Below are 13028 nucleotides of genomic sequence, written 5' to 3' on the forward strand. Positions count from 1 at the left end.
CGGTAAGCTCAGGGGTGCGTCGTCCGGATTGCGATCCGGCGGGTCTTCCCCCCGTCATCGGCCGGGCGTTCCGGGCCGCGCTTGCCGAGGCGTCGCGCCACATGGGCGCCACCGCTCCCAATCCCCCCGTCGGCTGCGCCATCCTGGATGCCCAGGGCCAGATCCTGACCGTTGCCGCCCATCACCGCGCCGGTGCCCCCCATGCCGAGGCTCTGGCCCTGCGGACATGCGCGCAGCAGGGTCTGATCGACCGCGCGGCGACGGCCGTCGTGACCTTGGAACCCTGCAATCATACCGGCCGCACCGGCCCCTGTTCCGAGGCGATCCTGGCGTCGCCCATCCGCGCGGTCTGGGTCGGGGCCGCCGATCCCAATCCCCGGGTTGCCGGCGGCGGGGCCGCGCGCCTGCGCGCGGCCGGATGCGATGTCCGCCTGCTGGCGGATCTGGCCGGCCCCGATGCCGTTGCCCTGGCCGCCGGCTGCCGGGCACTGATCGCCCCCTTCGTCCACTGGTCGCGCACCGGCCGGGCGTGGATGACGGTTAAGCAGGCCGTCGCGGCCGACGGCTCCATGATCCCGCCGGCGGGGCGGACGACCTTTACCTCCGACAGCGCGCTGGACGTGGCGCATCGCCTGCGCCGGGCGACCGACGCCGTGGTGACCGGCATCGGCACCGTGCTGGCCGACCGGCCGGGCCTGGATGTGCGCCGGATGCCCGACCATGCCGCCCGCGCCGGGCGCCTGCTGGTGGTGTGCGACCGGCGGGGCCGCCTGCCGGATGACTGGCGCGCGGCGGCCACGGCCCGGGGGTTCGATGTGCGGACCTGCGACGACGTGGCCCGGGTCCCCGCTTTGCTGGGCGAGGCCGGCGCGCTGTGGGCGCTGGTCGAGGCCGGGCCGGCCCTGCTGGACGCGATGCGGGCGGGCGGAATCTGGGACGACTGGCTGACCATCGGGGTCACGCCGGACGGGCGCGAACGGATGGATATCACGGTCAGGAACGGGACGGACACGCCGCTGCGCCTGATCCCGGGCCTGGCTGCGTCGAGGGAGGAAGCATGTTTTCCGGCATCATAGAACATCTGGGCACCGTCACGGCCGCCAGCCATGGGGACCGGTCGCTGCGTATCGGGGTGGCGACGGGCATCGGCGACCTGTCGATGGGCGAAAGCATCGCGGTCAACGGCGTGTGCCTGACCGTCACCGACTATGACGCGACGGGGAACGCGGCGTTCTTCATCAGCACGGAAACGCTGGACCGCACGACGCTGGGCCTGCTGGCCGAAGGCAGCCGCGTCAATCTGGAACGCGCGGTCACCCCGGCCACCCGCCTGTCGGGCCATATCGTGCAGGGCCATGTGGACGGCACGGCGTGCCTGCTGTCGGTCGAACGGGCCGGCGAGGCACGGCGCGTCGTCTTCGGCGTCCCCGCGAGCCTGCGCCGCTATCTGGTGGAAAAGGGGTCGATCACGCTGGACGGCATCAGCCTGACCCTGAACGAGATCGGCGAAGTCGGGGCCGGGGACGCCGGCCCCGACGCCTTCGCCGTCGCCCTGATGATCATCCCCCATACCTGGACGCATACCACCCTGGGCACCATGGCACCGGGCGACGCCGTGAATGTCGAGGTCGACGTGATCGCGAAATATGTGGAGACCCTATGTCAGTATCGGTGATGAGCCCCGCGCTGGAGGCTGCGATCGCGGCGATCCGGGCGGGCGGCATGGTGGTTCTGGTCGATGACGAGGATCGCGAGAACGAAGGCGACCTGGTCATGGCCGCCGACCTGGTCACGCCGCAGGCGATCAATTTCATGGTCACCCACGGGCGCGGCCTGGTCTGCCTGCCGCTGGAGGCCGAACAGGTGGACCGCCTGGGCCTGCCGATGATGACGCAGGTGAACACCTGCCCGCGCGAAACCGCGTTCACCGTGTCGATCGAGGCGCGCGAGGGCGTGGACACCGGCATTTCCGCCGCCGACCGCGCCCGCACCATCCAGGCCGCCGTGGCGGCGGATGCCCGCCCGGCCGACCTGGTGTCGCCCGGCCATGTCTTTCCGCTGCGCGCCGTCCCCGGCGGCGTGCTGGCGCGCAACGGCCATACCGAGGCGTCGATCGAACTGGCGCGCCTGGCGGGCCGGGCGCCCTCCGCCGTGATCTGTGAGATCATGAACGAGGACGGATCGATGGCGCGGATGGACGACCTGCGTCCCTATGCCGCGCGCCATGGCCTGCCGATCCTGTCGATCGCCGAACTGGTCGGCTGGCTGGAACGCCGCGCCGCGACGCCGGCCGACTCCGAAGGACGGATCGAGAAGGTGGCCCAGGCCGCGCTGCCCAGCAGCTACGGCGGCGAGGACCTGGTGATCCACGCCTTCCGCGCCCCCGACGGGACCGAGCATGTGGCTCTGGTCAAGGGCGATCCGGGCCGGGCCGGCGCGGTGCCGCTGGTGCGGCTGCATTCCGAATGCGTGACGGGCGACGCGCTGGGCTCGCTGCGCTGCGATTGCGGGGCGCAGCTCCAGACCGCGCTGCACCGCATCGGCGCGGCCGACAGCGGCGTGCTGCTGTACCTGCGCGGGCATGAGGGGCGGGGGATCGGCCTTGCGAACAAGATCCGCGCCTATGCCTTGCAGGACAAGGGGTTCGACACGGTCGACGCCAATCACCGGCTGGGGTTCGAGACCGACGCCCGCGACTGGACGGCGGCGGCGGCGATCCTGCGGGCGCTGGGGGTCCGGACGCTGGACCTGATGACCAACAACCCGGCCAAGATCGTGGCGGTGGAACGGCATGGCTTTGCCGTCCGCAGCCGGATCGGGCTGGAAATTCCGCCCAACCCATTCAACCGCGCCTATCTGGACGCCAAGCGCACGCGCATGGGCCACCAGCTGTGCACCGCCCTGAGCGCGGCGGCCGAATAATAAAATCGGAAAGACCCTGACATGAGCACCCATACCCCGTCCCCCGCCCCCGACCTGACGTTCGCGCGCGCGCCCCGCCTGGCGATCGTGGTCAGCCGTTTCAACGAACCCGTGACCCATGGCCTGCGCGACGGGGCGCTGGAGTGGCTGCGCGAACACGACATCACGGTGGCCGAGGGCGACGTGCTCTATGCCCCCGGGGCCTACGAACTGCCGCTGCTGGCGCAGACGCTGGCCCGCACCGGCCGCTACGACGGGGTGATCTGCCTGGGCTGCGTCATCAAGGGCGACACGGCGCATTTCGAATTCATCAGCCTGGGGGCCGCCATGGGGCTGATGCAGGCGTCGCTGGCGACCGAAGTCCCGGTCGCGTTCGGCGTGCTGACCACCTACACCGACGAACAGGCCCGCGTGCGCTCGGGCGCGGACGAACATAACAAGGGCCGCGAGGCCGCGGCGGCCTGCGTGGAAAGTCTGGCCTTGATACAGAAAATCAAGGGCTGATACGCTCGACCCGCGGACCGCCGCCGTCGCCCGGACGGCGACCCGGCTGGCGCGGGGGCATGGGATGAGGCTGGTTACGTTCACGGCCGGGCTGTTCGGCATGGCGCTGACGGTCTGGCTGCTGTCGCGGTTCGGGTTTCACGCGATCCTGGGACTGGTCGCGCAGGGCGGATGGGGCATCGTAGCGGCCATCCTGTTCCATGCCGTGCAGGTGCTGCTGGCGGCCGCGTCGTGGCGCACCATCGCGGGGCACGACACCCCGGCGCTGCCGTTGCGCGACTGGATCGCCCTGCGCTGCGTGCGCGAGGGGGTGAACAATCTGCTGCCGGTGGCCCAGGTGGGGGGTGAAGTCATGTCGGCCCGCCTGCTGGCCCGCCGGGGGGCCGGGCTGCGCCGGGCCGCCGCCGCGACGATCTGCGACCTGACGATCGAACTGCTCAGCCAGGTGGTGTTCACGCTGGCCGGCCTGGGCATCCTGCTGGTCCTGGTGAAGCGTTCGGCCCTCACCGACGAACTGGTCGAAAGCGCCGGCGTCGCGCTGCTGCTGGGCGCAGTGTTCCTGGGCAGCCAGTGCCTGGGCGCGATCTCGATCGTCGAGGGGCTGCTGATCCGCATCGCCGCCCATCTGGGATGGAGCGGCGTGGACGGCATACGCGGCCTGCATGCCGAGATCCTGGGCCTGTACAAGGCGCCCGGCCGGTCGTTGCGCGCCGGGACACTGCAATTGGCGGGATGGGCGCTGGGCGCGGTCGAGGTCTGCCTGATCCTGCATTTCATGGGCCATGACCGGTCGCTGGCCAGCGGCTTCGTGATCGAAAGCGTGGGCCAGGCCGCGAAATCGGCGGGGTTCGCCGTCCCCGGCGCCCTAGGCGTGTCCGAGGGCGGGTTCGTCATCATCGGCAGCCTGTTCGGCCTACCGCCGGCCGTCTCGATCGGCCTGTCGCTGATCAAGCGCCTGCGCGAGATCGCCTGGGGCCTGCCGTCGCTGGCGGGCTGGCAATGGATGGAAACCCATTGGCGGCCTAGCCACAAGGGCAGGCTGGGGCACGGGGTCGGCCTGTCCGGGTCCTGATCCGGCTTGACCCGCCGGAGGGCATAGCCCTTTGGAAACACGTGGCTTTATGAAACGAATGGGATGCAGGGGCCGAGGCCCCTGCCGGGTTTGGGGCGGCGGCCGCCGGGCTGACGGCCGAACATGCGTCTTGCATCCGCACCGCATCCTGGGTCAAACGATGCCGCATCGCGCGGTGTCATGCCCGCCGCCATCGCGCCGCCCCCCTTTCCTCAGCCGGCATCCTGCGCCAGTTTTCCTTCCTTCGTTTCCGCCGTCAGCTTCTCAAGGGCCGAATTACGCATCATGCAGTCCCTTCCGATCGGTCGCCTCGTGGCGGTCTGTTCCCATCGCGCCGTGCTCGTGCTGCTGCTGTTCGTGGTCCTGGTCGGGGGCGCCGTGGCATGCAGCATGAAGCGGCTGGACGTCACGACGGACACCGGCACGATGTTTTCCGCCAGCCTGCCGTGGAAGAAGCGGTCGAACGAGCTGGCGCGCCTGTTCCCGCAGAACCAAGATCGCCTGGTGGCGGTGATCGACGCCGACCTGCCGGAAGAAGCGCAGGTGACCGCGCGCGAACTGGCGGACAGGCTGCGCGACGACACGGCGCATTTCCAGTCGGTCGACCTGCCCCAGCAGGACCCGTACCTGGTCCGCAACGGGCTGATGTTCCTGGACAACAAGACCCTGGCCTCGGTGCTGGACACCACGGTGACGGCGCAGCCCTTCCTGGGCGGGCTGGCGGCCGATCCGTCCGGGCGGGGGCTGTTCGACGCGCTGTCGCTGATCGCGCTGGGCGTGTCGCAGGGCCAGGCGGACCTCAAGAATTTCCAGCCGGCGCTGAACGCCTTCGCCACCACGCTGGAGCAGGCGGCCGACGGCCACGCCCAGCCCCTGTCGTGGGAACGGATGCTGGCCAGCGACCTGGCCGACCTGGGCGGGAAATTCCAGTTCGTGGTCACCCGGCCCCGGCTGGATTACGGGTCCTTCCAGCCGGGCGGGGCCGCCAGCGATGCGATGCGCCGGGCGATCGCCGGCCTGGAATTCGTGCGGTCGGGCCATGCGCGCGTCCATCTGACCGGCGACGTCCAGATCAATGACGAGGAATTCGCCACCGTCGCGCAGGGCATGGTCGCGGGCCTGCTGGGGTCGCTGGCCCTGGTCACGCTGTGGCTGTTCCTGGCGGTGCGGACCTGGCGCATCATCGTACCCATCGTCATCACGCTGGTGGCGGGCCTGCTGCTGACCACCGGTTTCGCGGCGCTGGCCGTGGGGACGCTGAACCTGATTTCCGTGGCCTTCGCGGTATTGTTCGTCGGCATCGCGGTGGATTTCGCCATCCAGTTTTCCGTGCGCTTCCGCGCCCAGCGTCTGTCCTGCGGCGGCCTGCCGGGACTGCATGACGCGCTGGCGCGCACCGGCGACGAAACCGGGCACCAGATCCTGGTCGCCTCGCTGGCGACAATGGCGGGCTTTCTGGCCTTCACCCCCACCGCCTTCGTCGGCGTCGCGCAGCTGGGCCTGATCGCGGGCTTCGGCATGCTGATTGCGTTTGTCTGCACGCTGACGCTGCTGCCGGCGCTGCTGCGGCTGTTCCGCCCTTCGCTGGACCACCCGGCGACCGGTTTCGCCGTCGCCCGCCCGGCCGATCGCGCCGTGCGCATCTATCGCGTGCCCATCCTCAGCGTCTTCACCTTCCTGGCGGTCCTGGGCGCGGTGCTGATTCCGGTCCTGACCTTCGATGCCGATCCGCTGCATACCAAGGACCCGAAATCCGAAGGGATGCAGGTGCTGCGCCAGTTGATGACCGACCCGCAGTCCTCGCCCTACGGGGCGCAGGTGCTGGCCCCGGACCTGAAGCAGGCCGAAATCCTGGCCGGCCGCCTGTCGCACCTGCCGCTGGTGGACGATGCGATGTGGCTGGGGTCGATGGTGCCGGAGGATCAGCCGGCAAAGCTGGCGATGATCCAGGATTCGGCGTCGATCCTGCTGCCGACCCTCATCGTTCCCACCCCGAAGCCGGCGCCGGATGCCGCCGCCCTGCGCGCGTCGGCGGGCAAGACGGCGCGGGACCTGCGCGGCGTGCTGGACAAACTGCCCCCCGGCGATCCGCTGCGCCGCATCCAGTCGGCGCTGGACCGCCTGTCGCACGCACCCGACCCGGTGATGATGGCGGCAAATGCGGCGCTGGTGCGCTTCCTGCCGGCGCAGCTGGACCAACTGCGCCAGATGCTGGCGGCGCAGCCGGTCACCATCGCGGACGTGCCCCCCTCGATCCGGCAGGAGTACCTGCTGCCCGACGGACGCGCGCTGGTGGAAATCCATCCGAAACGCGAAATGGTGGGCAACGCCGATCTGCACGCCTATGTCGCGCAGATCCGCAACATCGCCCCCGATGCCGGCGGCGATGCGATCGAGGTGGTCGAAAGTGCGACGACCATGGTCCACGCCTTCGTCTTCGCCGCGCTGTCGGCCATCGTCATGATCGCGGTGATCCTGCTGGTGGCGCTGCGGCGGCTTCTGGACATGGCGCTGGTGCTGGCGCCGCTGCTGCTGTCGGCGCTGATGACGGTCATCCTGATCGTCCTGGTGCCGGAACAGCTGAATTTCGCCAATATCATCGCGCTGCCGCTGCTGCTGGGCGTCGGCGTGTCGTTCAACATCTATTTCGTGATGAACTGGCGGGCCGGGGTGCGTGCGCCGCTGTCCAGCCCCACGGCGAGGGCGGTCCTGTTCTCGGCGCTGACCACGGGGACGGCCTTCGGCTCGCTCGCCGCGTCGCATCATCCGGGGACGGCCAGCATGGGCCGGCTGCTGCTGCTGTCGCTGAGCTGCACGCTGCTGGCGACGCTGATCTTCGTGCCCGCACTGCTGCCGAAGCGGGCGATCGACGAACGCTAGGCGAAGGCAGGGCCGCGGCCTCGGGCAGGGCCTGCCCTTCCTGAGGGTCCCCCTGTGCAGGCCGCCGGCCTGCACAGGGGGCGAGGCAGATCGTCAGCCGGCGTCCAGCGGCTTGTGCGGCACGGTCACGTCGCGGCCGGGCAGCATCATGTTCCAGTACAGCCGGGGGAAGACCTGGGTCTTGAGGAACCAGGCGAAGCGGCTGGGCTTGCGTTGGTCGTAATGAAAGCTGGGGGCGGGCACGCCGCCATACAGGAATTCCGCCAGCACCACCCGCCCATAGGACACCGTCAGCGGGCAGGCGCCGTACCCGTCATAGGTCTTGTCCAGCGGCCGTCCGTCCAGCGACGCCAGCACGTTCGCCACCACCACCGGGGCCTGCGCGCGGACGGCGGCGGCGGTCTTGGCGTTGCTGGTGCCGGCCACGTCGCCCAGGCCGAACACGGTGTCGAAGCGCACATGGCGCAGCGTCGCGGGGTCGACGTCCAGCCAGCCGCCGCCATTGGCCAGCGGGCTGGCCTTGATGAAATCGGGGGCGCTCTGCGGCGGGGTGACGTGCAGCATGTCGAAGCTGCGGGTGACGGTCGTGCTGCTGCCGTCCGGCCCGGTGACGGCGAAGGTCGCCGTGCGGTTCGGCCCGTCCACCGCGACCAGATTATGTTTGTAATGCAGGTCGACACCGTAATAGTCGATCGCGTCCTGCAGCGACGGCACGAAATATTTCACGCCGAACAGGGCGTCCCCCGCCAGGCAGAACTCGACCTTCATGCGGCTGAGCACGCCGCTCTGGCGCCAGTGGTCCGAGGCCAGATAGACGATTTTCTGCGGTGCGCCGGCGCATTTGATCGGCATCCCCGGCTGGGTGAACAGGGCGGTCCCGCCCGACAGCGACTGGATGCACGACCAAGTATATTCGACCGACTCGCGGGAATAATTGCTGCATACCCCGTTGCGGCCCAGCGTTTCCTCCAGCCCGGCGATCTTGGACCAGTCGAGCTGCAGGCCCGGGCAGACGATCAGGCGGCGATAGGCGATCCGCCGGCCATCGGCCAGGGTGACGGTGTTTTCCTCGGGCGTGAAGGATGCGACGGCGGCGCGCAGCCAGCGCACACCCTTGGGGATCAGCCCGCCTTCCTGCCGCAGCGTGTCCTTCAGCTTCATCACGCCCGCGCCGACCAGCGTCCAGCCCGGCTGGTAGGCATGGGTGGTGGCGGGGTCGATGATCGCGATCGACAGATTGGGCCGCTTGCGCTTCAACTGCGACGCGACGGTGATTCCCGCCGCCCCGCCGCCGACGATGACGACCGTAAAGCGGTCGGTGTCCGGGATATCCGGCTGAGTCGAAACCATGGGACACGCTCCTTGATTGAGATCGGTGGGGGACCCGGGAACCGCGCGGGGCCGGCTGCTTTCAGCGGCAGACTACAGCCCGGGGCGGGCCGGTCCTTGATACAGGTCAGGTCGTTCCGGGGCCGGGGGCGGTCAGGCCTTGAACCAGACCTCGACCGGGCCTTGCAGCTTCATGGTCATGGGGTTGCCGCGCCGGTCGGTCGTCTTGCCGACGGCCAGGCGGACCCATCCCTCGCTGATGCAATATTCCTCGACATTCGTCTTCTCGATGCCCTTGAAGCGGACGCCGATGCCGCGTTCCAGCAGGGCCGCGTCGTGAAACGGGCTTTCGGGGTTGGCGGACAGGCGGTCTGGGGGGGTATCACTCATCGGGCTGACCTTTGCAGGGTGACGATCATGTGCGCTGACATAGCGGTTCCCGGCCGTCAATCCAACCGCCTCGCCCCCCGGGCATGAGCACCGAGGGTTGCTGGCGGCGGCATGTCGCCCGGCGGCTGGGGCCGGACGGGGCCGGGGACCGCGCGCTGGCGCTGGCCGAGGAGGTGCCGGTAGCGCTGGCCTACAACGGCGTGCCGCACGCGGTGATGATGGCCACGCCCGCCGATTTTCGGGATTTCGCCATCGGTTTCTCGTTGACCGAGGGGATCGTGTCCTCGGCCGCCGCCATCCGCGACCTGCGGGTCGATGTCGGGCCGCGCGGGGTGGAAATCGGGGTGCGGATCCCCGGCGAGGATTTCGCACGCCTGCTGGGGCGGCGCCGGCGCGTGACCGGCCGCACCGGGTGCGGTGTCTGCGGGGTCGAGGACCTGGCGGCGCTGGACCCGCCCCCGCCGCGCGTGGCGGCCGGGCCGCGCCTGGCGCTGTCGGCGATCCGCCGCGCGCTGGATGCCCTGGCGGGGCGGCAGGTGCTGAACGCGGTGGTGCATATGGTCCACGGTGCGGCGTGGTCCGACGTGGACGGCGCGTTGCAACTGGTGCGCGAGGATGTCGGCCGCCACAACGCGCTGGACAAGCTGATCGGCGCCGGGCTGGCGGGCGGCACGCCTGGAAGTAGCATGGGACAGGACGGCTTCGCGAACGGGTTCTGCCTGATCACAAGCCGGTGTTCGTACGAGATGGTGCAGAAGGCGGCGATGGCCGGGATTCCGGCCCTTGTCGCGATTTCCGCCCCCACCGGCCGGGCGGTGGACATGGCGCAGGCGGCAGGGCTGACGCTGGTTGCGCTGGCACGACCCGACGCGCAGATGATATTCACCCATCCTGGCCGCATCGACACGGCCGGCTGACGACGATCCCGGCGAGGCAGCATGTCCGAACAGGTGAAATTCCGGCCCTATACCCATCCCGCAGGCGGCTGGGGCGCGGCGAAGGCCACGGCCAAGGTCCTGCTGGAGCAGAGCGTCGTCACCACCGGGTCGCGCGCACTGCTGTCGATGAACCACCCCGACGGGTTCAAATGCCCCAGTTGCGCCTGGCCCAACCCCGACCGGGAAAAGACCCTGGAATTCTGCGAGAACGGGGCCAAGGCGCTGGCGGTCGAGGCCACGAAGCGGCGCATCGGGCGTGAATTCTTCGCCGCCCATACCGTCACCGAGCTGATGGGGCGCAGCGATTACTGGCTGGAAGAACAGGGCCGCCTGACCGAGCCGATGCGCTATGACGCGGCCACCGACCATTACGTGCCCTGTTCGTGGGATGCGGCCTTCACTCTGATCGGCAATACGCTGCGGGCGCTGGATCATCCGGACCAGGCGGAATTTTATACCTCGGGCCGCACGTCGAACGAGGCCGCGTTCCTCTATTCGGTGTTCGTGCGGGAATTCGGGACCAACAATTTCCCCGACTGCTCGAACATGTGCCACGAACCGTCCAGCCGGGGCCTGCCACCGTCCATCGGCATCGGCAAGGGCACGGTGGTCATCGGCGATTTCGCCAGCACCGAGGCGATCTTCATCATCGGCCAGAATACCGGCACCAACAGCCCCCGGATGATGACCGAACTGGTCCACGCCCGCAAACGCGGGGTGCCGATCGTGGTCATCAACCCCATGCCCGAACGCGCGCTGATGCGCTTCACCGAGCCGCAGGACCCGGTGAAGATGGCCACCTTCGGCTCCACCGAGATCGCCAGCGAATTCTGCCAGGTCCGGATCGGCGGCGACATCGCCGTGATCAAGGGCATGATCAAGACGCTGCTGGAACTGGACGACGCTGCCCGCGCGTCCGGTGCGCCGCGCGTGCTGGACGCCGATTTCATCGCCATCCACACCCATGGGTTCGATGTGGTGGCGCAGGACGCGCGGGCCACCGACTGGGCCGACATCGTCGCCGTGTCGGGGCTGGAGGAAGCGCAGATCCGCCGTATCGCCGCCATCTATGCCCGCGCGAACGCCAGCATCATCTGCTACGGCATGGGCATCACCCAGCACCAGCAGGGCGCGCGCGCCATCCAGCAGATTGCCAACCTTCTGATGATGAAGGGGAACTTCGGAAAGAAGGGGGGCGGGCTCTGCCCGGTGCGCGGTCATTCCAACGTCCAGGGCGACCGCACCGTGGGCATCGACGAAAAGCCCACCGCCGCCTATCTGGCCCGCTTGCAGGCCGCCTTCGGCTTCACCCCGCCGACCGAACACGGCCATCACGTCGTCGAGTCCGTGAAGGCGATGATCGACGGGCGTGCGCGCGTCTTCATCGGCATGGGCGGCAATTTCATCCATGCCATCCCCGACACGCCCATTGGCTACCGGGCGATGGCGGGGCTGGACCTGACGGTGGGCATCGCGACCAAGCTGAACCGCGGGCACCTGGTCCATGGGCGGCAGGCGCTGATCCTGCCGGTGATCGCCCGGTCGGAAATCGACACGCAGGCCAGCGGCCCGCAATTCGTGACGATCGAGGACGCGATGTCCAATGTCGGCGCGTCGCGGGGGGTGCTGGAGCCCGCCAGCCCACACCTGCTGTCGGAAGTCGAGATCGTCTGCCGGATGGCGAAGGCGACCCTGCCCGACAGCGTGGTGCCGTGGGGCACCTATATCGACGATTACAATCTGATCCGCGACAAGATCGCCGAGGTCTATCCCGATTTCGCGGGCTTCAACGAACGCATCCGCGAACCCAAGGGCTTCCATCTGTACAACCCGCCGCGCCACCGCGAATGGCGGACCCCGACGGGCAAGGCCAATTTCCTGCCGTTCGCCGGGCTGGCGATGGACCCGCCGGTGGCCGACCCCGCCATGCTGCGCCTGGCCACGGTGCGTTCGCACGACCAGTACAACACCACCATCTACAGCAATACCGACCGCTATCGCGGGGTGTACGACACCCGCATGGTGCTGCTGATGAACGCGGACGACATGCGCGACCGCGCCATCGCCCCCGAAACCCGGGTGGTGGTGGAAACCCTGTCGGACGACGGCGTGGTGCGGCGGGTGGCCGACCTGTGCGCGCTGCCCTATTCCCTGCCGCGCGGAGCGGTGGCGGGCTATTACCCCGAACTCAACCCCCTGCTGCCGCTGGACCATTTCGACGAGATCAGCGGCACCCCGGCGGCGAAATCGATCCCGGTGCGGGTCATGGCGATGGCGCCTGCGTCGGAACCGGTCCCGGCCTGACCGGCGCGGGCGGCGGGACCATCACGTCCAGCAGCACATGCGGGTCGCCGTTGCAGGCGGGGTTGGCCAGCAGGGGCCGAAGCTGCCCGTCCAGCAGCAGGGTGCAGAAGCCATGCAGCAGCGACCAGCGAAAGGTGACCTGGCCCAGGGTCGCCAGATCGGATTCGGCCGGCATTCGCGCCTCCGACCCGACCGAGCGCAGCAGCACCGCCCACGAGGCCTGCGACGCGGCGGCCAGCGACTCCCGGCGGTAATCCAGCCGGTCGGACCGGAACATCAGCGTATACAGCCCCGGATTGTCCTGCGCGAAGCGGACATAGGCATGGACCGGCGCGCGGGGCGCGGGGTCGGTCGCGGCGCGGCGTATCGTCTCGGCTAGGCGCTGGAAGCCGATGGCCGCAAGGTCGCTCAGCAGGCCGGACAGATCGCCGAAATGATGGGCCGGGGCGGTGGCGGACACGCCGGCTTCCCGCGCGATGCCGCGCAGGGACAGGGCGGAGGGCCCGCCCTGGTCCAGCAGGCGTTCGGCGGCCTCCAGCACGGCCGCGCGCAGATTGCCGTGGTGATAGGGGGGTGTGGACATGACGGGCAGCCTAGCCCGGAGTTTTTATCTTTACAATGTAAAGATTGATGTGGAATCGTCCCGGCGACCCCTCCACCGGACGGGCATCGCGAAAGGGCATTCCATG

Annotated in this window: 11 protein-coding genes; 8 read left to right on the forward strand and 3 right to left on the reverse strand. The window is 69.4% G+C overall.

Translation table 11 applies throughout. The features are described 5' to 3' along the window. Nucleotides 1-56 precede the first annotated feature (56 nt). From ribD to HLH34_RS05755, 6 genes are all read left to right on the forward strand, one after another. Entirely contained in the window at nt 57-1076 is a 1020-nt protein-coding gene (ribD, locus tag HLH34_RS05730; RefSeq protein WP_264784500.1) for a bifunctional diaminohydroxyphosphoribosylaminopyrimidine deaminase/5-amino-6-(5-phosphoribosylamino)uracil reductase RibD, read from the forward strand. Then, complete coding sequence (locus tag HLH34_RS05735) at nt 1058-1675, forward strand: riboflavin synthase (protein ID WP_183118614.1); 618 nt, start codon at nt 1058-1060, stop codon at nt 1673-1675. The genes ribD and HLH34_RS05735 overlap by 19 nt, the downstream gene beginning before the upstream one ends. Continuing rightward, entirely contained in the window at nt 1675-2922 is a 1248-nt protein-coding gene (gene ribB / locus HLH34_RS05740; protein ID WP_183118689.1) for a 3,4-dihydroxy-2-butanone-4-phosphate synthase, read from the forward strand. Before HLH34_RS05735 ends, ribB begins: the two co-directional genes overlap by 1 nt. Before the next feature lie 21 nt (nt 2923-2943). Further along, nucleotides 2944-3426, forward strand: coding sequence for a 6,7-dimethyl-8-ribityllumazine synthase (gene ribH, locus HLH34_RS05745; protein ID WP_183118615.1), 483 nt, complete (start codon nt 2944-2946; stop codon nt 3424-3426). 64 nt (nt 3427-3490) lie between these two features. Beyond that, entirely contained in the window at nt 3491-4498 is a 1008-nt protein-coding gene (locus HLH34_RS05750; protein ID WP_183118616.1) for a lysylphosphatidylglycerol synthase domain-containing protein, read from the forward strand. Nucleotides 4499-4783: 285 nt separating this feature from the next. Continuing rightward, a complete protein-coding gene (locus HLH34_RS05755) occupies nt 4784-7378 on the forward strand; it encodes an MMPL family transporter (RefSeq protein ID WP_183118617.1) in 2595 nt (864 codons plus the stop codon). Between the two features lie 93 nt (nt 7379-7471). On the opposite strand, the gene HLH34_RS05760 is transcribed toward HLH34_RS05755, so the two are convergent. After that, nucleotides 7472-8728, reverse strand: coding sequence for an NAD(P)/FAD-dependent oxidoreductase (locus HLH34_RS05760; protein WP_183118618.1), 1257 nt, complete (start codon nt 8726-8728; stop codon nt 7472-7474). 132 nt (nt 8729-8860) lie between these two features. Beyond that, nucleotides 8861-9097 carry a DUF3297 family protein gene (locus tag HLH34_RS05765; RefSeq protein ID WP_182943410.1) on the reverse strand — a complete coding sequence of 79 codons (237 nt, stop codon included), beginning with the start codon at nt 9095-9097 and terminating at the stop codon, nt 8861-8863. An 83-nt stretch (nt 9098-9180) separates the two neighbouring features. Between HLH34_RS05765 and fdhD the strand changes: the two genes are divergently transcribed. Next, nucleotides 9181-10014, forward strand: coding sequence for a formate dehydrogenase accessory sulfurtransferase FdhD (gene fdhD, locus HLH34_RS05770; protein ID WP_373318643.1), 834 nt, complete (start codon nt 9181-9183; stop codon nt 10012-10014). A 21-nt stretch (nt 10015-10035) separates the two neighbouring features. Next, nucleotides 10036-12339, forward strand: coding sequence for an FdhF/YdeP family oxidoreductase (locus HLH34_RS05775; protein WP_183118619.1), 2304 nt, complete (start codon nt 10036-10038; stop codon nt 12337-12339). Here HLH34_RS05775 and HLH34_RS05780 read toward each other — a convergent pair. Beyond that, complete coding sequence (locus tag HLH34_RS05780; RefSeq protein ID WP_183118620.1) at nt 12299-12922, reverse strand: TetR/AcrR family transcriptional regulator; 624 nt, start codon at nt 12920-12922, stop codon at nt 12299-12301. The two genes, HLH34_RS05775 and HLH34_RS05780, sit on opposite strands and share 41 nt — an antisense overlap. Between the last annotated feature and the right edge of the window lie 106 nt (nt 12923-13028).

The sequence above is a fragment of the Gluconacetobacter azotocaptans genome (assembly GCF_014174355.1).
Classification (GTDB): Bacteria; Pseudomonadota; Alphaproteobacteria; order Acetobacterales; family Acetobacteraceae; genus Gluconacetobacter; species Gluconacetobacter azotocaptans.